We start from the raw sequence: 19,374 nt of genomic DNA, 5'->3' as shown, positions 1-19,374 counted from the left end.
GGAGAGGCGTTCGGGGGTGGGGGTGCGGTGGCGCGGCGGGGACCGGGGCGGCCCCCGCCGCGCCGGGTCAGGAGGCGTACACCTCGAACTCGGACAGCTGGCCGGCCGGCCAGCCGGTGTTGCCGGTGAAGGTCAGCCGTACGAAGCGGCGGTCACCGGCGGGCAGCGCGATCGACACGCTGTTGCCGCCCGCCGGGTCGAACGTGTAGCCCGCCGCCGCCTTGAGCGTCGAGAACGACGAGCCGTCGGTGGAGCCGAGCACGGACACGGTCTGGGTGCGGGTCTGCCAGGCTGCCGAGGGGGGCAGCTTCAGCACCACCCGGGCGACCGGCCGGGCGCTGCCCAGGTCGACTGTCACCGACTGGGGGAAGGCGTTGTTGGCGCTCTCCCAGTAGGTGTTCGCGTTGCCGTCGACGGTGTTGGCGGCGCCGTACACGTCGGCGTGGCTGGTCTCGGCAACCGGACGGCCCGCCGCGAGGTTGCCGGCCGGCGGCGCGGTGGTGGGCGGCGGGGTCGTGGCGGGCGGCGGCGTGGTCGGCGTGGTGGCGCCGCCGCCGTACACCTCCAGTTCGGCGAGCTGGCCCGCCGGCCAGCCGGTGTTGCCGGTGACCGTGACCCGGACGAACCGCCGGTCGCCGGACGGCAGCGCGATCGACACGCTGTTGCCTGCGACCGGGTCGAAGACGCGGCCCGCCGACGCGGTCAGCGTGGTGTACGAGGAGCCGTCGGTGGAGCCGAGCACGGACAGCGTCTGGGTACGCCGTTCCCAGCCGGGCGGGAGCTTGAGCACCACCCGGTCGACGGTGCGGGACGCGCCGAGGTCGACGGTGAGCGACTGCGGGAACGCGTTGTTGGCGCTCTCCCAGTAGCTGGCCGGGTTGCCGTCGACGGCGTTGCCGGCGGCGTACGTCTGGGTGGTGCTGGTGGCTGTGGCCGGCCGGCCCAGGGCCAGGTTCCCGCCGGCCGGCGGCGGCGTGGTCGGCGGCGCGGTGGTCGGCGCTGCCGTCGTCGGCGCTGCCGTGGTCGGCGCCGGGCTGGTGGGCGGCGGGCTGGACGGGCCGTTGCCCCACTGCGGCTGCGGCCACGGCCCGCAGTACGGGGTGGGCGTGTACCAGCCCGAGTTGCCGGTGCCCTGGGTGATCTGGAAACCGCTGCCGACGCAGTTGTGGATCGGGTTGGACTGGGCGATGCCGGTGGCCCGGACGTTTGTGAACCGGACCTGGCTGGGCGCCTGCACCTGGAGCGCGTACGTGCCCGCGCCGTCGATGCGCACGTTGTCGAACGAGATGCCGCTGGTCTGGCCCTCGATCCAGTGCAGCGCCGCGTACGAGCTGTCCAGGATGTCGGTGTCGGTGACGGCGATCGTGGCGCCCTGGATCGGTTCGTTCAGTGCGGAGAACCAGATCGCGCCCACGCCGAACTGCCAGTTGTAGTCGGAGTTGCCGTTGCGGATCAGCGTGTTGCGGGCCACCGTGATGGTCCCGGCCACCGCTGTCGGCCCGGTGACGCCCGGATAGCGGTTCGCCACGTGGATGCCGCCGCCGTTGGTGACCGAGTCGGCGGTGACGTTGTCGGCGATGGTGATGTCACGCCCGCCGTACGTGACCAGGTGGTTGGCCAGGATCGTCACGCCGATGGTGTTGCGGGTGAAGGAGTTGCCGACGTTGGGCACGCTCTGCGCCCACATGGCCAGCGCGTCGTCACCGGTGTTGCGGACGAACGTGTTGGTCACAGTGGAGTTGGTGACGCCCCAGTGGAAGTTCACCCCGTCGGCGGTCTGGTCGAGGATGCGGCTGTTGCGGATGGTGAAGTTGTCCATCGGACCGTCCATCCAGGCGCCGACCTTGGTGTGCTGCAACCACAGGTTGTCCACCACCGAGTTCGTCATCGCGCCGCCGATGGCGTTGACCTGGTCCTCGTCGACGCGTTCCCGGATGTCGCCGATGACGGCGAAGTCCCGCAGCGTGACGTTGCGGCTGGGTCCGCCGGCCTCGTGCGGGCGGATCTCGCCGGAGTAGCCGCCGCCCGGCACGTACTTGCCGTAGATGCCGGCGGCGCGCTTGCGGTCGGTGGGGTGCCGGCCGCCGAGCACCGAGTACCAGGGGCCGGCGCCGCGCAGCGTCACGCCGTCGACCACCACGTGGTCCCAGAGCGTGAACGTGCCGGCCGGGATCCACACCGCCCGGCCCTGCGCCTTTCCGGCGTCCACGGCGGCCTGGAACTTCGCCGTCGAGTCGGTGGCGCCGGTCGGGTCGGCACCGAAGTCGGTCACCACGTCCAGTACGCCGGACGGCTTGGTGATCTGCGCCCCGACCAGCTCGAAGTCGGCCAGGTCGATGGTGAACGTGGGCGACTGGGCGGTCGAGGAGACCTGGAGGCGGATCTTCGTGCCGGACGGGTAGGTGGTGCCGAACATGGTGCGGGTCTCGTCGTAGAAGTGGTGCGGGTTGGTGTCGCCCGGGTTGTTGTTGAACGGGTAGCCGCCGTAGTACCAGCCGTACCGGGAGGTGACCGGCACGGCCTTGACCAGCGTGCCGTTGGCGCGCAGGTCGATGGTGGCGTCGCGGCCGGTGCCGGCGGCGTTGTCCGGCAGGCTGTACCGGAACGTGACCGCGTTCGCCGGGGCGGTGAGCGTGAACTCGACGTACTCGCCGACGGCGTCGAGCGTGACCGCCTCCCGGCCGGACGCCTCGGACGGCAGCGTGCCGTAGCGCCGGTCGGGGCCGATCCTCGTGCCGGTGTGGGCGGCCTGTTCGGCCTCCTGCTCCCGGAACGGCACTGTGGCGCCGCGTCCGGTGATGTCGAACGGGGACAGTCCGGCGGCGTGCGCCGGGGTGGCGGTCGTGGTGAGCGCCACGACGACGAGTGTCGAGGCGGCGAGCGCGGCGGCGGCGAGGGCGGCCACGCCGGTGCTGCGGTGGCGGTGCGCGGTGCGGTGCTCGGCCATGCGGGGTGTGCTCCCTTTCGTCGGTGGCCAGATCCCCCGTGCGGCGTTGCCTCTCCTTCCTCCTCCCCAGGTGGCGGCGTGGCGGCGGCCGGGACGGGCCGCCTGCGCCGCGGTCAGGCCGACCGGGTACGCAGCCAGACCGCGGTGTCCGGTGGCAGCCGGTCGTCGTCGAGTGGGCCGCTGGCGAGCAGCAGCCGGTCGTGCGCGGGCAGCGGCACGGCTGCGCCGCCGAGGTTGACCAGGCAGGTGAACCCGGGTTCGCGGGCGAACGCGAGCACGCCGTGCGGTGCGGGCAGCCAGGTGAGCGTGCCGTCGCCGAGCGCGGGTTCGGCGCGGCGCAGCGTGAGCGCGGCCCGGTACAGCTCCAGCATCGAGTGCGGATCGCCGGCCTGGGCGCGGACCGTGCGGTCCTTCCAGTCGGCCGGTTGCGGCAGCCACGGCACGGCGGTCGCGCCGTCGGGGCTGAACCCGAACGGCGGGGTGTCGCCCTGCCAGGGCAGCGGCACCCGGCAGCCGTCGCGGCCCGGGTCGACCCGCCCGGACCGCTCCCACATCGGGTCCTGCCGCAGCTCGTACGGGATGTCCTCGACCTCCCAGAGGCCCAGCTCCTCGCCCTGGTAGACGTAGGCGGCGCCGGGCAGCGCGAGCGACAGCAGCGCGGCGGCGCGGGCCCGGCGGGTGCCCAGTTCCAGGTCGGTGGGGATGCCCTCGCGCTTGGCGGCGAAGCTGAACCGGGTGTCGGCGCGGCCGTACCGGGTGACGTGGCGGGTGACGTCGTGGTTGGACAGCACCCAGGTGGCCGGTGCGCCGACCGGGGCGTGGGCGGCGAGCGTGCCGTCGATGCTCTCCCGCAGCGCTGTGGCGTCCCAGGCGCAGCCGAGGAAGTCGAAGTTGAACGCGGTGTGCAGCTCGTCCGGGCGCAGGTAGTTCGCGAACCGCTGCCGGTCGGGCAGCCACACCTCGCCGACCAGCGCGCGTCCGCCCGGGTACGAGTCGGCGATGCGCCGCCACGCGCGGTAGACGTCGTGCACGCCGTCCTGGTCGCGGAACGGGTGCGGCCGGTCGGGGTGGACCTCGGGCAGCGTGCCGTCCTTGACGAGCAGACCGGCCGAGTCGATGCGGATGCCGTCCACGCCCCGCTCGAACCAGAAGCGCAGGATGTCCTCGAACTCGGCGCGGACCCGGGGGTGGTCCCAGTTGAAGTCGGGCTGCTGCGGGGCGAACAGGTGCAGGTACCAGTCGCCGGGCGTGCCGTCCGGGTCGGTGGTGCGGGTCCAGGTCGGTCCGCCGAACTCGCCGGTCCAGTCGGTGGGCGGCAGGTCACCCCCCGGTCCCCGCCCGGCGCGGAACCAGAACAGCTCCCGCTCGGGCGCGGCCGGCCCGCCGGCGAGCGCGGCCCGGAACCACGGGTGCGCGTCGGAGCAGTGGTTGGGCACCACGTCGACGATGCTGCGGATGCCGAGCGCGTGCGCCTCGGCGATCAGCGCCTCCACCTCGGCGAGCGTGCCGAAGACCGGGTCGATGTCGCGGTAGTCGGACACGTCGTAGCCGGCGTCGGCCATCGGCGACGGGTACCAGGGGCTGAACCAGATCGCGTCGACGCCGAGCGCGGCGAGGTGATCCAGGCGGGACCGGATGCCGGCGACGTCGCCGATCCCGTCCCCGTCGCCGTCGGCGAAGCTGCGCGGGTAGACCTGGTAGATCACCGCGGAGCGCCACCACGAGCTGTTGTCGGCCATGGACACGGGCACCTGCTTTCTGCGGGTCGGTTCTGCTGCGGCGGGCTCGCGGCCCGGATGCGGGCGGTGGCGCGGGGTCAGCCCTTGAGGCCGCCGGTGGTCAGGCCGGACATGATGTTGCGCTGGAAGATCAGGAACAGCACGACTGTGGGGATCGCGGCGATCACCGACGCGGCGATGACCACGTTCATCGGCGTGCCGCCGGCGAAGGCGTAGATGCCGACGCTGACGGTCCGCGTCTCCGGTGACGGCATGACCAGCTTCGGCCAGAGGAAGTCCTTCCAGACCGCCGTCACCGCGAAGATCGCCACCACGCCGAGGATCGGACGCGACATCGGCAGGACGATGGACCAGAGCGTGCGCAGCGGGGAGGCGCCGTCCATCACGGCGGCGGCCATCAGGTCCTCCGGGATGGAGTCGAAGAACCGTTTCAGCAGGAAGATGTTGAACGCGTTCGCCACCAGCGGCAGCCAGATCGCGAACGGCGAGTCGAGCAGGTTGACGTGCACGATCGGCAGGTCGATCACCGTCACGTACTGCGGGACGATCAGCACCATCGCCGGGATCATCAGCGTCGCCAGCATCATGCCGAGGATCAGCTTGCCCAGCACCGGGCGCAGCTTCGACAGCGCGTACGCGGCGGCGGTGTCGAGGACGAGCTGGAACAGCACCGCCCCGGTGGCGTAGTAGAACGTGTTGAACAGCAGTTTCGCCAGGTCGAGGTTGGTCCAGGCGTCGACGTAGTTGCCCGGCTGCGGGTCCTGCGGGAACAGCGTCGGTGGTGTCTGGGCGATCTCCTGGCCGGACTTCAGCGCGCCGGTGACCATCCAGTACAGCGGGCCGAGGAACACCAGCGTGAACCCGGCCACGACCACGGACAGCACGATCCAGTAGAGGACGCGGCCACGACCGCGCCGCAGCTGGGCGTGGGAGACGAGGGTGCGGGTGGTGAGGTCGGCGGCCATGTCCTAGTCCTGTCTCGCGGTCAGTCGCAGGTAGACGGCGGAGAACCCGGCCAGCACCACCAGCATGATCACGCCGAGCGCGGCGGCGCCGTTGAGGTCGTTCTGGAAGAACCCGTGCTGGTAGATCAGGTACGCCACGGAGGTCGCCGAGTCCTGCGTACCGGCGCCGTTGGCGAGGATCAGCGGCTCGATGAACAGCTGCATGGTGGCGACGATCTGGAGCATCGCCAGCAGCGCCAGGATCAGCCGGGTCTGCGGCACCGTGACGTGCAGGATGCGCCGCCACAGCCCGGCGCCGTCGATCTCGGCGGCCTCATACAGCTCGCCGGGGATGTTCTGCAACGCGGCCAGGTAGATCAGCACCGCGCCGCCCATGTTCATCCAGGTCGACGCGATCACCATGGCCGGCATCGTCATCGTGGGCGACTGCATCCACTCCGACGTGGGCAGTCCCAGCGCGGTGAGGATCGCGTTGAACAGTCCCGCCTCGCTCGGGTCGTACGCGTAGAACTTGAACAGGAACAGCGCGGACGCCGGCGGCAGCATCACCGGCAGGTAGACCAGCACCCGCAGGTAGCCCTTGGCGTGGCGCAGCTCGTTGAGCAGGATCGCCACGAAGAACGGCACCAGGTAGCCGAGCACCAGCGCCAGGCCGGTGAAGACGAACGTGTTCTTCCAGGCGGTCCAGAAGCTCGGATCGGCGATGATCCGGCTGTAGTTGTCCCAGCCCACCCAGGTGGTCTCGCCCCGGCGGGTGCGCTGGAAGCTCATCACGACGCCGCGGACCATCGGGTACCAGGAGAAGACGGCGAAGCACGCGACCGCGCCGATGAGGAAGGTGTGCCCGGTGAGGTTGTCCCGGACCTTGCGGCCGAGACCGGCGCGGCGTCCGGCGGTACGCGACGGCGGCGGCGCGACGGGACCGGTACGGCGGGTGGCGCCGGGGGCGGTGGTGAGCGCCAAGGCGACTCCTGCGGTGCTCGGGGAGGTGGGACCGGTGCGCCGGCCCCACCTCCGGTCGGGTCAGCTCTGCGCGGCCAGCAGCTGGTTGACCTTGTCCTCGGCGGTCTTGAGCAGCGCGTCGATGTTCGCGTTCGGGTTGGTCAGCACCCCGGACATCGCGGCGTCGAGCACCGCGTAGATGGCCTGGGCGTTGCGCGGCTCGCCCTTGATCGGCACCGGGTTGGCCTCGAAGACCGCGAAGTTGGTGGTGTCCACGTTGGCGTTGGCCTTGCGCAGCTCCAGTTCCTGCTTCTGCGCGTCGCTGCCGTTCGCGAACAGCAGCGGCTGGGGCAGGCCGACCGGGTAGTTCTGCGGCTTGGCGCGCACGTAGTCGAACTGGCCCTTACCCGGGGTCAACTTCTGGTAGGCGAGCCACTTCAGGCCGGCCTTGACCTGCTCGGGGCTCAGGCCCTTCTTGAAGAAGTAGCCCTCGCCGCCGCCGAGCGTCGCCTTGGCCGGGCCGTCCTGGCCGGGCAGCGGGCCCATCGCCCAGTCCTGGTACTTGCCCTGGAACTGGCTGACGATCGCCTGGGTCGCGTCCGGCGCGCCGATGAACATGCCGACCTTGCCGGCGCCGGCGTTGGTGAGCAGGTCACCCCACTGGAGCAGCTGCCGGCTGCCCATGCTGTTGTCGCCGTACCGCATGTCCTTGAGGTTCTGCAGGACCTGCTTGCCCATCGCGTTGTTGAAGTCGGCCTTCTTGCCGTCGGCGCTGAGCACCTGGCCGCCCTGGGAGTAGAGCAGCGAGGTGAAGTGCCAGCCGCCGGTGTTGCCGGCGCTGTACTCGGCGTACCCGGCGATGCCGTCGCCCAGCGCGGAGATCTTCTTGGCCGCGGCGCGCACCTCGGGCCAGGTCTTCGGCGGGTTGTTCACGTCGAGCCCGGCCCGCTGGAACAGCGCCTTGTTGTAGATCAGGCCCATCGAGTAGTTCTTCACCGGTACGGCGTAGAGCTTGCCGCCGTCGGTGAAGACGTCCTTGAGCGCCGGGTCGACGCTGTCCCAGGTGGGGATGGTGTCCTTCGTGGCGTACTGGCCGATGTCCATCGCCTGGCCGGAGTCCAGCACCTGCTGGAGGTCGGTCATGTACCCGTAGAACACGTCGGTGACGGTGCCGCCGGCCAGGCGGGCGGTGAAGTCCGGCGGGTTGTTGCACTGCTCGCCGACGCTGACGCTCTTGACGACGATGTCCGGGTTCTGCCGCTGGAACTCGGCGACGTCGTCGTTCCAGTTCTTCAGCAGTTCCTTCTGCGCGCCGACCGGCTGGCAGTCGACCGTGATGGTGACCTTGCCGCCGGCGTCGCTGCTGTCGTCGCTCTTGGTGGAGCACGCCGCAAGGCTGAGCCCGAGGCCGGCCGCGAGCGCGAGCGCCGCGACCTTCCGATACTGCGGTACGGACATCTGTCCATCCCTTCGGGAACGGGTGTATCCATGGCCTTCACTGATGTGCGGTGACCGCGCGGCTGCCTCGGTGGTGGAACGGCAACCGGCGCGCGCCCTGCCTCCGGAAACCGCGCCCCGGGTCAGGTGTGAGTGGAGTCACTGTAACGACGTGAACCATCGACAGCAAGATGCCGACTCAAGAACGCAAGAACACGACTTGGTCACGCAGATCGCGGAGTCGGTGTCACCTCGGGGAACGACGGCCGGCCCCGGGTCCTGGATGGACGCGGGGCGAGGCAGGAGAGGGTCGGGTCAGCGCCGAGGGGCGGGAGCGGTGGAGCCGCGCACCACCAGCTCGGGCTCGAACAGCAGTTCGTCGTGCAGTACGCCGGCGCCGTCGATCTGGGTCACCAGCAGGTCCACGGCGGCCTGGCCCATCGTCTCGATCGGCTGCCGCACGGTGGTCAGCGGCGGATCGGTGCAGGTCATGAACGCCGAGTCGTCGAACCCGACCACCGACACGTCGGCCGGTACCGCGCAGCCCAGGCGGCGGGCGGCCCGGATGGTGCCCAGCGCCAGCACGTCGCTGGCGCAGACGATCCCGGTGGCGCCGCGCTCGATCAGTTTCGTGGCGGCGACCCGCGCGCCCTCCATGGAGAAGCTGGACCGCTCCACCAGGGACCGGTCCTCGCCCCAGCCGGCGGCCCGGACCATGGCGTCGAGCTTGCGGCGCGAGGGCACGTGGTCGGCCGGGCCGAGCACCATACCGATCCGCTCGTGGCCGAGGGAGCGCAGGTGCCCGTACGCCTGCTCGACGGCGACCGCGTCGTCGGTGGACACCCGCGGGAAGCCCAGTTCCTCGACACCGGCGTTCACCAGCACCACCGGCAGGCCCCGGTCGGTCAGGCGCCGGTAGTGCTCGTGCGAGGCGTCGGCCAGGGCGTACGAGCCACCGGCGAAGATGACGCCGCTGACCTGGTGGTCGAGCAGCATCTCCACGTACCCGGACTCCGGCACGCCGCCGATGGTGCGGGCGCACAGCGCCGGGGTGAAGCCGCGCTGCGCGAGCGAGCCGGTGACCACCTCGGCCAGCGCCGGGAAGATCGGGTTCTGCAACTCCGGCAGCACCAGGCCGACCAGGCGGGCGCGCTCGCCGCGCAGCTTCGTCGGGCGCTCGTAGCCGAGCACGTCGAGGGCGGTCAGCACGGCGGTCCGGGTCGCCTCGGACACGCCGCCGCGGCCGTTGAGCACGCGGCTCACTGTGGCCTCGCTGACACCCGCCTTGCGGGCCACCTCGGTCAGGCGCTTCGTCACGGCGGCAATCGTACGTCGGATTCTTGCAAGAAATGAACAGCCGGAGCGGTCAGGTCTTGCCGTCCGGGCGAGCAATCGGTCCGAAAGATGCGAGCAGATTGATGCTTGAAAGGCAACAGGACGCCGGAATAACATGAGGAACCTTGTCGATGGCCTGCGCCGCCGAGGCCACCCCTCCCCGAGAAAGTGGGTGCTCCGATGTCGCGGAGCGTGCCGAGGATCCTCGCGGCGCTGGTCGTCGCCGCCGCCCTGCTCGCACCACCCGGTGCCGCCGCGGCGGGCCCGCCGCGCGGACCGGCCCCCGTGGTGACCCGCGCCGGGCTCGACCCCGCGCTCGTCGCCGGTCGCGGTGCGACTGTGGACTACGTCGAGCAGGAGGCGGAACACGGCCGCACCACCGGCACCGTGATCGGACCGGACCGGTCGGCGTACACACTGGCCGGTGAGGCGTCCGGCCGCCGGGCGGTGCGCCTGCTGCCCGGCCAGTACGTCGAACTGACGCTCCCCCGGCCCACGAACGCGCTCACCGTGCGCTACAGCATCCCGGACGCGCCCGGCGGCGGCGGGATCACCGCGCCGCTGCGGGTCTCAGTCGGGCACGCGCCCGCGCGCATCATGACGCTGACCTCGCAGTACGCCTGGCTCTACAACCAGTACCCGTTCACCAACGACCCCGGCGCCGACCTGCTGCACCCGGACTGGTGGATCACCGAGTGCTCCTGCGTCCCGGCCGCCACCACACCCGCGCCGGTGATCGCCAAGCCGTTCCGGCCACACCACTTCTACGACGAGCAGCGGATGCTGCTCGGCCGTACCCACCGGGCCGGTGAGGTGGTCCGGCTGACCGCGCCGCGCGGCACCGCCGCCGCGTGGACGGTGATCGACCTGGTGGACGCACACCTCGTCGCACCGCCCCGGACGGTCCCCCGCGCGGTGAACGCGCTGTCCTTCGGCGCCGATCCGACCGGCCGGCGGGAGTCCGCCGACGCGTTCGACCGCGCGATCGCGTACGCCCGCCGGGTGGACCGCCCGCTCTACCTGCCGCCTGGTACCTACCAGGTCAACCGGCACGTCGTGGTCGACGACGTGACGATCGCCGGGGCCGGCAGCTGGTACACGGTCGTGCGGGGACGCGAGGTGGCGCTGGAGACGCCGGCACCCGACGGCGCCCGCCACACCGGCGTCGGCTTCTACGGCCGCGACGCCGCCGACGGCGGCAGCAGCGACGTGCACCTGTCCGGCTTCGCGATCGAGGGCGACGTACGGGAGCGGATCGACACCGACCAGGTCAACGCCGTCGGCGGGGCGCTCAACCGCAGCACGATCGACGGCCTCTACCTGCACCACACCAAGGTGGGCATGTGGTTCGACGGGCCGATGACCGGCCTGCGGGTCACGAACACGGTGATCGCGGACCAGATCGCCGACGGGCTGAACTTCCACACCGGCGTCACGCACTCGTCGGTGACGAACTTGGTGGTCCGCAACAGCGGCGACGACGCGCTGGCCATGTGGTCGGAGGGCACGGCGAACGCGTCGAACACGTTCGCGTACAACACCGTGCAGTCGCCGGTGCTCGCCAACGGCATCGCGCTGTACGGCGGCGCCGACCTCACCGTGGCGCACAACCTCATCGCCGACCCGGTACGCGAGGGCAGCGCGATCCAGGTGGGCTCCCGGTTCGGGGCCGAGCCGTTCACCGGCCGGCTGCGGATCACCGGCAACACCACGGTCCGGGCCGGCACGTACGACCTGAACTGGAACATCGGCCTCGGCGCGATCTGGTTCTACGCGCTGGACCGCAGCATCGACGCGGCGGACATCGAGGTGCGCGGTGACGCGTACCTGGACAGCACCTACAACGCGATCATGCTGGTCAGCGACTGGCCCGTGAAGGACAGCGTCCGCATCGACAACGTCCGCTTCCGCGACATCCGGGTCGACGGCACCGGGACGTCGGTGGTCAGCGCGCGTACGGCGGGCGGGGCGAGCTTCGCGAACGTCGACGCCCGCAACGTGGGCGCGGTCGGCGTGAACAACTGCGGATCGTTCCACTTCACCCCGGCCGGGTCGGAGTTCGGCCTGACCGACCTCGGCGGCAACGACGGCGGCTGGCTGGCGTCGTGGCTGCTGCCGAACACCATCACCTGCGACGACCGGCCGCCCGTGGTGCCGCCGCCTCCGCCCTCGCGCTGGTGACACGACGCGACCCCCGCCGGCCGGGCCGGCGGGGGTCGCGGTACGGGTGGCTCAGGCCTCGGTGAGCTGGCCGCGCAGCTTGGTCAGGGCGCGGGCGAGCAGCCGGGACACGTGCATCTGGGAGACACCGACCCGGGCGGCGATCTCGCTCTGGGTCAGGTTGCCGTAGAAGCGCAGCGTGAGGATCTTCTGCTCCCGCTCGTCGAGCGTGGCGAGCGCCGGGCCGAGCGAGGCGCGCAGGTCGGCCAGCTCGTACTCGTTGTCCTCGGTGCCGAGCGTGTCGCCCAGCTCGGTGGCGCTGTCGCCGTCGCCGATCGGGGTGGACAGCGAGACCGCGTTGTACGCGCGGGCGCCCTCCAGGCCCTCCAGCACCTCTTCCTCGGTGACGTCGAGGTGGGCGGCGATGTCGGCGACGGTCGGGGCCCGGTTGAGCGTCTGGGTCAGCGTGCTGTTGGCCTCGGAGATGCGCAGCCGCAGCTCCTGGAGGCGACGCGGAACCCGGATGTTCCAGGTGCGGTCGCGGAAGTGCCGCTTGATCTCGCCGAGGATGGTCGGGATGGCGAAGCCGGCGAAGTCGACGCCGCGCGAGGCGTCGAACCGGTCGACGGCCTTGATCAGGCCGAGCGCCGCGGTCTGGGCCAGGTCGCCGGCCGGCTCGCCGCGTCCGCTGTAGCGGGCGGCCAGGTGGTTCGCCAGCGGCAGCCACGCCTCGATGACCTGGTTGCGCAGGGCGGGCCGCTGGGGGTGGTCGGCGGGCAGCGCGGCGAGCGCCGCGATCAGCTCACTGGCGCGGCTCTCCTCACCGGTCTGCGGCGCGCGCTGCACCTCGGTCGCGGTCGATGCCATGGTCATCGTGGTCATGCTGCCCTTCCTGTCCTCGGAGAACGGGTGGCCTCCCACACCGGTCGTGCCAGCCACACTAGACCAAAGGTCACCGCCAAATCAACCGAACGGACGATGGAGATTTAGGCTCATATCCGGACAGAGCGGCGAGGAAGGGTGTCAGCGAGGTAACAGCGGCCGGTAGTCGGCGGCGGTGAGCGGCAGCGCGGAGAGGCTTCCGTCCGCGCGTGGCACCTCCAGCGGCTGCCCGTCCCGGCGGAACGCCACGCTGTAGACGTCGGGCCGCTGAGTGAGGCTGCACACGATCTGCCCGAAGGCCAGCACCTCGTCGTTGCGGCCGGTCTCCTCCCCGGCCTGGCGCACGTCGACGGTGGCCAGCGTGCCGGTCAGCGTCGCCCCGGCCACCGCCACCGTGCCCGGCAGCGCCGTGGCCAGCCCCTGACGGCGCTCGCCGCCGTCCGGCCCGGCCAGCAGGTGCTGGAGGTGCGAGTCCACCCCGGGCAGCCCGTCCACCCGGCGCTTGACCACGACCAGCCCGTCGTCGCGGACGAAGCAGAACGGCTCGTCCACCCGCCCGTCCCCGTCGGCGGTCGACGAGACTGCAGGGGTCGGGAACGCGCCGGGCGGCGTCTGCACCACGCGGGGCTCGTCGTCCACCGGCACCCCGCAGCCGGCCAGCAGCACGGCCGCCAGCAGGCCGGGCAGGAGCCGCCGGCGGCTCATCGCAGCGCTCCGGGCAGCTCGACCCGGAAGCGGGCGCCGGGCACGCGGTCCAGCACCGCGGCCGTACCGCCGTGCGCGGCGGCGTGCTGCGCCACCAGCGCGAGCCCGAGGCCGGTGCCGTCGGTGCCGGCCCGGTCGTGCGCCGCCCGGCCCCTGACGAACCGGTCGAAGATGATCTCGCGGTCGCCGGGCGGCACGCCCGGACCGTCGTCGTCGACCTCCAGCACGCCCACGCCGTCGCGCCCGCCGAGGCGGATCGCGACCGGCCCGCCGCCGTACCGCTCGGCGTTCTCCAGCAGGTTCAGCAGCGTCTGGGCGAACCGGCGCCGGTCGACCCACCACAGGCGCGGGGCGTCGCCGTCGACTGTCACCAGGCTCTCCGGCAGCGACCGTTCCCGGCAGGTGGCCCGGGTCAGCTCCACCACGTCGACCGTCTCGCGGTGTGCCGGCTGCTCGGTGCGGGCCAGCTGGATGAGGTCGTCGACCAGACGCTGGAACCGGGTCACCTCGTCGGCGACCAGGCCCGCCGCGGTGGCGGTGCGCTCGTCCTGGTGCTCCCGGCGGCGGTTGAGCACGCTCGCGGCGGCGGCCAGGGTCTGCAACGGCGAACGCAGCTCGTGGCTCACGTCGGCGGCGAAGCGCCGGTCCCGCTCGATGCGGTGCACCAGCTTGTCGACCATCTCGTTGAACGAGCTGGACAGGCGGGTCAGGTCGGGATCGGTGGTCGGGTCGAGCCGGGTGGCGAAGTCGCCGGACGCGATCCGTTCCGCCGCGTCGGCGACCGCGGTGAGCGGCCGCAGGCTGTGCCGGGTGGCGTACCAGCCGAGCGCCGCGCCCGCACCGGCGACCATGATCGCCACCGCGATCAGCGCCAGGCCCACCACCTGGAACGTCTCCTCGACCTCCCGCAGCGAGGTCAGCTCGTAGTAGCCGAGCGCGCCGGGCAGCGGCACGCCCACCAGCAGCGCGGGCTGCCCGTCGAGCCGGATGCGCTGCACCGCGGGCTTGCCGTCGGCCACCATCCGCTGCAGCTCCACCGGCACGGAGCTGGCGCCCACGTCGGCGGTACGGGCGTACCAGCCGTCGGGCAGGTGCAGCAGCGGGCGGCGGGCGCTGCCGGTGTCGAGCGAGCGCAGCACGGCCACCACGTCCGGGGTGCCGGTGTCCAGGCCGGAACGGACCACGGCGGCGTCGTAGTAGGCGGCCCGGACCGCGGTGCGCTCCCGCTCGTCGAGCAGCGAGCGCCGGGTCAGGTCGTACGAGAACAGGGCCATCAGCGCGGACAGCAGCAACGCCCCCACGGCGAACGCCGCGGTGACCCGGGCGCGCAGGCCGGGACGGGTCATCGCTGGAGTTTGTAGCCGAGGCCGCGCAGCGTGACCAGGTGGCGCGGGTTGGCCGGGTCGGGTTCGATCTTCTGCCGCAGCCGGCCCACGTGCACGTCGACGAGCCGCTCGTCGCCGGTCTCGTAACCCCAGACCCGGCTGAGCAGCTGCTGGCGCGACAGCACCCGGCCGGCGTGCTCGGCCAGCTCGCACAGCAGCCGGAACTCGGTGCGGGTGACCGGCACCGGCTGTCCCGAGCGCCGCACCTCGCCGGCCTCCGCGCTGATCTCCAGGTCGCCGAAGAACTGGGCGGGCACCGGCCCGGACACCGTGCGTACGCGCCGGCGCAGCGCCCGCAGCCGGGCGGACAGCTCCTTGATCGCGACCGGCTTCACCACGTAGTCGTCGGCGCCCGCCTCCAGCGCGGCGACGATGTCGTGGGTGTCGTCGCGGGCGCTGATCACCACGACCGGCACGTCGTCGTCGCGGCGCAGTTGGCGGATGCAGTCGAACCCGTTCATGCCGGGCAGCATCAGGTCGACGAGCACGTAGTCGGCCGGCTTCTCCCGCTGCCGGCGCAGACCGTCCTCCGCGGTCGGGGCGCCGTACGCCTCGTAGCCCTCCTCCTCCAGGGCGAGCTGCAGCGCGAGCCGGATGCGGTCGTCGTCCTCGATCACCAGTACGGCCGTCATATGGGCATCATGACCGGCGCGGCACGGGTCGCCCAATCGCGTGGGCCGTTCGTGGTTTTTGTCATCGAACCGTCATACAACCGTCCGGTGACCTCCAAGATCCCTGCGCAGAGTGGGGTCTGACCCGATCCCGTCACGGAAGCGACCCGATGCCTGCCAGCCTGCCGTCCCCGCCGGAGTCCGCGGTGCCGCACGTGCGCGTGGACATCACCGACGAGCTGGACCTCGCCGGGCTGCCCGAGGTCGCCCACGTGATGGACCGCATACTCGCGCTCCGGCCCCGCGAGCTGACGATCGACCTCGCCGGGTGCCGCCATGTGGACGCCGCCGCCGTCGCGCTGCTGCTGGACGTGCACCGCCGGCTGGCGCGCCAGGGCGGTCTGCTCACGCTGAGCAGTCCGCATCCGCGGATCCGGCGCATCCTGGAGAACTCCGGGCTCGGTGCCGTACCCGTCGTCGACACGCCCCGTCCGGCCGCGCGCGGCCGGGCCCGGGTCGCGTCCGCATCACGCTGAGGAGGAGTGGTGACCGGCAGCACGCTCGTCGGAGCGCTCGTGGTTGGTCTGGCCGTGGGCGGGCTGGGACGCCTCGTCCTGCCGGGGCGCAAGGCCGTCCCGGTGTGGCTGACACTCGCGCTCGGCGTCGCGGCCGCGCTGCTCGGCGCGATCGTGGTCGGGCTGGTGGACCACCGCACCGACGGATCGCCAGTGCTGCCGCTGATGGTGCAGACCGGCTTCGCCGCCGTGGCGGTCGTGCTGGCGGTGGTCGCCGCGGGCCGGCCGGAGGCCCAGGGGCAGACCCCTCCCGGCACGGGCGGCCGGCGGAAGGAGGAGGTGTGACTGTCGTACCCGCGGATCACCTGATGATGCTCATCTGCGACGGCTGCGGTGACAGCGTCACCGGCGCGGGCGCCACGCTGCCCGACGCCGAGGTGGTGTGGACGCTCGTGTTCGAGCACGACTGGGTCGGCTCGCCGTTCGCGTCCGGACCGCACCACTGCCCCCGGTGCAGCGCCCGGGCGGCCATCGCCGACGACGGCCTGGGCACCGAGGACCTGGAGCAGGTGGGCGGCACACCGGCCGCCCACGACGTCGACCCGGCCACGGCGGTCCGCCGCGCCCTCGACGAGCGCTTCCGGCGCGACGACATGGAGCTGGTCGACCTGTCCGGCCTGGAGGTGATCGACTCCGCCGGGCTCAGCCTGCTGGTGCGCGCGCACCAGGACGCCCGACGCGACGGCCGGCGGCTGGGCCTGCTGTCCCCCTCGCGGTTCGTGCTCACCGTGCTGCACACCATGCGGCTCGACGGCGTCTTCACAGTCGTCGACGGCCGCGTCCCGGCGCCGGGCCCCGCGTCCCGGCGACCGGTCCTGACCGAACAGAAGGAGCCCTCCCCGTGGTGATGCCCTGGCCGTACCCCGAGTTCCCGTTCACCGGCGGCGGGCCGGAGCCCGACGACGCGGACACCCGCCTCGCGTCGCTCGTCGCCCAGCGGCTCAGCGCCGACTGGACCACCCGCCGGCAGCAGATCACCGTGACCGTGCAGAACCGGGTGGTCATCCTCGCCGGCCTGGTGGCCGACCCGCAGACGCGCCTGGTCGCCGCCGAGCTGGCATGGGACGTGCCGGGTGTGTACGACGTCTGCAACGCGTTGCGGCTCTACGGCGGGCGCCGCGGCGGCCGCTGACCGGCGGCGGTTGCACGCATCGGCAACCACCTCTACGCTCGGCCGTGGGAGCGCTCCCTAAGGCCGCCGCGTCGGGCTTTCCGGGCAGGTTCACGACGGGCACCGTCCGATCACCATCCAGACGATGGGACCTTCCCGCATGTTCTCGATTCCCCGCCCGTCCCGGCGGCACCTGCTCGCCGGCGGCGCGGTCGGCGCGCTCGCCCTGGCGGCGGTGGCCGTCCTGCCCTCGCCCGACGCGATGGCGGCGACCGGCTGCGCCGTCACCTACACCACCAACTCCTGGCCCGGCGGCTTCACCGCGAACGTGGCGGTGCGCAACCTCGGCGACCCGGTGAGCAACTGGACGCTGGGCTTCACCTTCCCCGACGGCGGCCAGCGCGTGGTGCAGGGCTGGTCGGCCACCTGGCAGCAGAGCGGCTCGGCGGTCACCGCCCGCAGCCTCGACTACAACGGCACGCTCGGCACCGGCGCGAGCACCACTGTCGGCTTCAACGGCTCGTGGACCGGGTCGAACCCGAACCCGACGTCGTTCTCGCTCAACGGCACCGTCTGCACCGGCGGCACGAGTACACCGCCGCCCAGCACGCCCCCGCCGAGCACCCCGCCACCGCCGACCACTCCCCCGCCCACCACGCCGCCGCCGACCGGCACCACGCCGGTCGCGATCAACGGCCAGCTCCAGGTGTGCGGCGTCAACCTCTGCAACCAGTACGGGCGGCCGATCCAGCTACGCGGCATGAGCACGCACGGGTTGCAGTGGTTCGCCAACTGCTACACCGACGCCTCGCTGGACGTGCTCGCGAACGAGTGGCAGTCCGACCTGCTGCGCATCTCCATGTACGTGCAGGAGCAGGGCTACGAGACCAACCCGGCCGGCTTCACCAACCAGGTGAACACGCTCGTGGACAAGGCCGAGGCCCGGGGCATGTACGCCCTCATCGACTTCCACACGCTGACGCCCGGTGACCCGATGTACAACCTGGACCGGGCCAAGACGTTCTTCGCCAACGTGTCGGCGCGCAACGCCGCGAAGAAGAACGTGATCTACGAGGTCACCAACGAGCCCAACGGGGTGAGCTGGTCGACCATCCGTGACTACGCCGAGCAGGTCATCCCGGTGATCCGGGCCAACGACCCGGACGCGGTGGTCATCGTCGGCACCCGGGGCTGGTCCTCGCTCGGCGTGTCCGAGGGCGGCAACTCCGACGAGATCGTGAACAACCCGGTGCGGGCGCAGAACATCATGTACACGTTCCACTTCTACGCCGCGTCGCACAAGGACAACTACCGCAACGAGGTGCAGCGGGCGGCGAGCCGGCTCCCGCTTTTCGTCACCGAGTTCGGCACCGTCACGTACACCGGTGACGGCGCTGTCGACACCGCCAGCAGCAACGCCTGGCTCGACCTGCTCGACCGGTTGAAGATCAGCTACGCGAACTGGACGCTCTCCGACGCCCCCGAGGGCTCGGCGGCACTGCGGCCGGGCACCTGCGCGTCCGGCTCGTTCGGCGGGACGTCGGTGCTCACCGAGTCCGGCGCGTACATGCGCGAGCGCATCCGCACCGCTGACAACTTCCCCACCTCCTGACCGGGCGGCCGGCGGCGATCCTTTCCCCTTCGGGTCGCCGCCGGTCAGCCCTCCACCAGCCCGGCCCGGCGCCACAGCACCCGGCCCGGCCCGGCGACCAGGCCCAGTTCGGTCAGGTGGTCGGCGATCCGCTGCGCGGACCAGCGCAGCGTGGCCCGCCAGTGCGGGTTGGCCCGCGCCGCGGCCCGGCCGGCCGCCGGGTCGATCCCGACCGCCGCGTACGCCCGCGGGTGCACCAGGCGCCGCGTGATCGAGTACGCGGCCCGGCCGATCACCAGCCGCGCGTACGCCAGCGCCACCGGCCCGGCCGCCTCCACCTGCCGGGTCAGCTCGTCGCGGGCGAAACGCACGTGCCGGGCCTCCTCCACCACGTGGATGCGCGACACCATCCGGATCAGCGGCTGCAACGACTCGTCGGCCATGATCTCGCGCTGGAACGAGTCGAGGATCTCCTCGGCGATCAGAATGGCCGCGTACATCTGCGGGCCGGTCGCCGTGGACTTGAGCCAGCGCCCGAGCAGGTGGTCGAACGGCTCGGCGCGGTAGACCGGCGCGCCCGCGGCCTCGATGAGCCGGCCGAACATGATGGAGTGCCGGCACTCGTCGGCGACCTCGGTGAGCGCGTACTGGGCGTGCCGGCTGGTCGGGTCCGCGTCGTAGTACTGCCGGATCAGCATCTGCATGAGGATCGTCTCGAACCAGATCCCGGCGCTGGCAGCGCTGGCGACCTCGTGCTTGGTCAGCTCGACCCGCTGGTCCTCGGTCATGGCGTCCCACAGCGGCGTGCCGTAGAGGCTGCTGCGCGTCGGCGGCAGCCAGTACGCGCCGGGCACCGGTGGTGCCGACCAGTCGATGTCGACCATCGGGTCGTAGCTGGTGCGTACCGAGGCGGAGAGCAGGCGATCGGCGACCGCCTCGCGCGGGAATCCGGCCGTCGTCCGCTCCATGACCCCTCCATATTGACGTAA

At 72.1% G+C, this 19,374-nt stretch carries 17 protein-coding genes; 6 read left to right on the top strand and 11 right to left on the bottom strand.

Annotated features, from left to right (window positions below; translation table 11 throughout):
- Positions 1-67: 67 nt before the first annotated feature.
- The 6 genes from ACN27D_RS31050 to ACN27D_RS31025 form a co-directional block, all read right to left on the bottom strand.
- Complete coding sequence (locus ACN27D_RS31050; protein ID WP_421500682.1) at positions 68-2,947, bottom strand: discoidin domain-containing protein; 2,880 nt, start codon at positions 2,945-2,947, stop codon at positions 68-70.
- Between the two features lie 113 nt (positions 2,948-3,060).
- The gene (locus ACN27D_RS31045) at positions 3,061-4,686 is read right to left on the bottom strand and encodes a glycoside hydrolase family 13 protein (protein ID WP_421500681.1); all 1,626 of its coding nucleotides are present in this window, start codon (positions 4,684-4,686) and stop codon (positions 3,061-3,063) included.
- A gap of 77 nt (positions 4,687-4,763) precedes the next feature.
- Positions 4,764-5,651, bottom strand: a complete 888-nt coding sequence (locus ACN27D_RS31040) for a carbohydrate ABC transporter permease (RefSeq protein WP_120570047.1) — start codon at positions 5,649-5,651, stop codon at positions 4,764-4,766.
- A 3-nt stretch (positions 5,652-5,654) separates the two neighbouring features.
- Positions 5,655-6,614, bottom strand: a complete 960-nt coding sequence (locus ACN27D_RS31035; RefSeq protein WP_120570048.1) for a carbohydrate ABC transporter permease — start codon at positions 6,612-6,614, stop codon at positions 5,655-5,657.
- Positions 6,615-6,674: 60 nt separating this feature from the next.
- Complete coding sequence (locus ACN27D_RS31030) at positions 6,675-8,051, bottom strand: ABC transporter substrate-binding protein (protein WP_091428160.1); 1,377 nt, start codon at positions 8,049-8,051, stop codon at positions 6,675-6,677.
- 294 nt (positions 8,052-8,345) lie between these two features.
- Positions 8,346-9,347 (bottom strand): LacI family DNA-binding transcriptional regulator, encoded by a 1,002-nt coding sequence (locus tag ACN27D_RS31025; protein ID WP_091428158.1) that lies wholly within the window; start codon positions 9,345-9,347, stop codon positions 8,346-8,348.
- Positions 9,348-9,545: 198 nt separating this feature from the next.
- Between ACN27D_RS31025 and ACN27D_RS31020 the strand changes: the two genes are divergently transcribed.
- Positions 9,546-11,546, top strand: coding sequence for a glycosyl hydrolase family 28-related protein (locus ACN27D_RS31020; protein WP_421500680.1), 2,001 nt, complete (start codon positions 9,546-9,548; stop codon positions 11,544-11,546).
- A 51-nt stretch (positions 11,547-11,597) separates the two neighbouring features.
- On the opposite strand, the gene ACN27D_RS31015 is transcribed toward ACN27D_RS31020, so the two are convergent.
- From ACN27D_RS31015 to ACN27D_RS31000, 4 genes are all read right to left on the bottom strand, one after another.
- Complete coding sequence (locus ACN27D_RS31015) at positions 11,598-12,407, bottom strand: SigB/SigF/SigG family RNA polymerase sigma factor (protein ID WP_358175987.1); 810 nt, start codon at positions 12,405-12,407, stop codon at positions 11,598-11,600.
- 141 nt (positions 12,408-12,548) lie between these two features.
- Positions 12,549-13,112: a GerMN domain-containing protein gene (locus ACN27D_RS31010; protein ID WP_120570052.1), complete on the bottom strand. Its 564-nt coding sequence runs from the start codon at positions 13,110-13,112 to the stop codon at positions 12,549-12,551.
- A complete protein-coding gene (locus ACN27D_RS31005) occupies positions 13,109-14,458 on the bottom strand; it encodes a sensor histidine kinase (protein WP_421500679.1) in 1,350 nt (449 codons plus the stop codon). The genes ACN27D_RS31010 and ACN27D_RS31005 overlap by 4 nt, the downstream gene beginning before the upstream one ends.
- Complete coding sequence (locus ACN27D_RS31000; protein WP_091428148.1) at positions 14,455-15,129, bottom strand: response regulator transcription factor; 675 nt, start codon at positions 15,127-15,129, stop codon at positions 14,455-14,457. Before ACN27D_RS31000 ends, ACN27D_RS31005 begins: the two co-directional genes overlap by 4 nt.
- A 149-nt stretch (positions 15,130-15,278) precedes the next feature.
- On the opposite strand from ACN27D_RS31000, the gene ACN27D_RS30995 reads away from it, so the two are divergent.
- The 5 genes from ACN27D_RS30995 to ACN27D_RS30975 all read left to right on the top strand — a co-directional run bounded on the left by ACN27D_RS30995 (position 15,279) and on the right by ACN27D_RS30975 (position 18,406).
- On the top strand, positions 15,279-15,644 hold the full coding sequence (locus tag ACN27D_RS30995) for an STAS domain-containing protein (protein WP_091428145.1): 366 nt from the start codon (positions 15,279-15,281) through the stop codon (positions 15,642-15,644).
- A gap of 9 nt (positions 15,645-15,653) precedes the next feature.
- On the top strand, positions 15,654-15,968 hold the full coding sequence (locus ACN27D_RS30990; protein ID WP_120573797.1) for a hypothetical protein: 315 nt from the start codon (positions 15,654-15,656) through the stop codon (positions 15,966-15,968).
- Positions 15,965-16,531, top strand: coding sequence for an STAS domain-containing protein (locus tag ACN27D_RS30985; RefSeq protein ID WP_421500678.1), 567 nt, complete (start codon positions 15,965-15,967; stop codon positions 16,529-16,531). Before ACN27D_RS30990 ends, ACN27D_RS30985 begins: the two co-directional genes overlap by 4 nt.
- A complete protein-coding gene (locus tag ACN27D_RS30980; RefSeq protein ID WP_091428140.1) occupies positions 16,525-16,815 on the top strand; it encodes a BON domain-containing protein in 291 nt (96 codons plus the stop codon). The genes ACN27D_RS30985 and ACN27D_RS30980 overlap by 7 nt, the downstream gene beginning before the upstream one ends.
- A 139-nt stretch (positions 16,816-16,954) precedes the next feature.
- Positions 16,955-18,406: a cellulase family glycosylhydrolase gene (locus ACN27D_RS30975; protein ID WP_421501219.1), complete on the top strand. Its 1,452-nt coding sequence runs from the start codon at positions 16,955-16,957 to the stop codon at positions 18,404-18,406.
- A 44-nt stretch (positions 18,407-18,450) separates the two neighbouring features.
- Here ACN27D_RS30975 and ACN27D_RS30970 read toward each other — a convergent pair whose 3' ends face one another.
- Positions 18,451-19,353: an AurF N-oxygenase family protein gene (locus tag ACN27D_RS30970; protein ID WP_120570056.1), complete on the bottom strand. Its 903-nt coding sequence runs from the start codon at positions 19,351-19,353 to the stop codon at positions 18,451-18,453.
- Positions 19,354-19,374: the final 21 nt, after the last annotated feature.

Source organism: Micromonospora sp. WMMD1274, assembly GCF_049179035.1.
In the GTDB taxonomy this organism is placed as follows: domain Bacteria; phylum Actinomycetota; class Actinomycetes; order Mycobacteriales; family Micromonosporaceae; genus Micromonospora; species Micromonospora tulbaghiae.
Note: the sequence above shows the minus strand (reverse complement) of the source record. Positions and strands in the feature narration are given on the sequence as shown.

Coding starts and splice junctions, on each gene's coding strand:
- ACN27D_RS31050 (WP_421500682.1), bottom strand. CDS start 2,947: ATGGCCGAGCACCGCACCGCGCACCGCCACCGCAGCACCGGCGTGGCC.
- ACN27D_RS31045 (WP_421500681.1), bottom strand. CDS start 4,686: ATGGCCGACAACAGCTCGTGGTGGCGCTCCGCGGTGATCTACCAGGTC.
- ACN27D_RS31040 (WP_120570047.1), bottom strand. CDS start 5,651: ATGGCCGCCGACCTCACCACCCGCACCCTCGTCTCCCACGCCCAGCTG.
- ACN27D_RS31030 (WP_091428160.1), bottom strand. CDS start 8,051: ATGTCCGTACCGCAGTATCGGAAGGTCGCGGCGCTCGCGCTCGCGGCC.
- ACN27D_RS31020 (WP_421500680.1), top strand. CDS start 9,546: ATGTCGCGGAGCGTGCCGAGGATCCTCGCGGCGCTGGTCGTCGCCGCC.
- ACN27D_RS31015 (WP_358175987.1), bottom strand. CDS start 12,407: ATGACCACGATGACCATGGCATCGACCGCGACCGAGGTGCAGCGCGCG.
- ACN27D_RS31010 (WP_120570052.1), bottom strand. CDS start 13,112: ATGAGCCGCCGGCGGCTCCTGCCCGGCCTGCTGGCGGCCGTGCTGCTG.
- ACN27D_RS31005 (WP_421500679.1), bottom strand. CDS start 14,458: ATGACCCGTCCCGGCCTGCGCGCCCGGGTCACCGCGGCGTTCGCCGTG.
- ACN27D_RS31000 (WP_091428148.1), bottom strand. CDS start 15,129: ATGACGGCCGTACTGGTGATCGAGGACGACGACCGCATCCGGCTCGCG.
- ACN27D_RS30995 (WP_091428145.1), top strand. CDS start 15,279: ATGCCTGCCAGCCTGCCGTCCCCGCCGGAGTCCGCGGTGCCGCACGTG.
- ACN27D_RS30975 (WP_421501219.1), top strand. CDS start 16,955: ATGTTCTCGATTCCCCGCCCGTCCCGGCGGCACCTGCTCGCCGGCGGC.
- ACN27D_RS30970 (WP_120570056.1), bottom strand. CDS start 19,353: ATGGAGCGGACGACGGCCGGATTCCCGCGCGAGGCGGTCGCCGATCGC.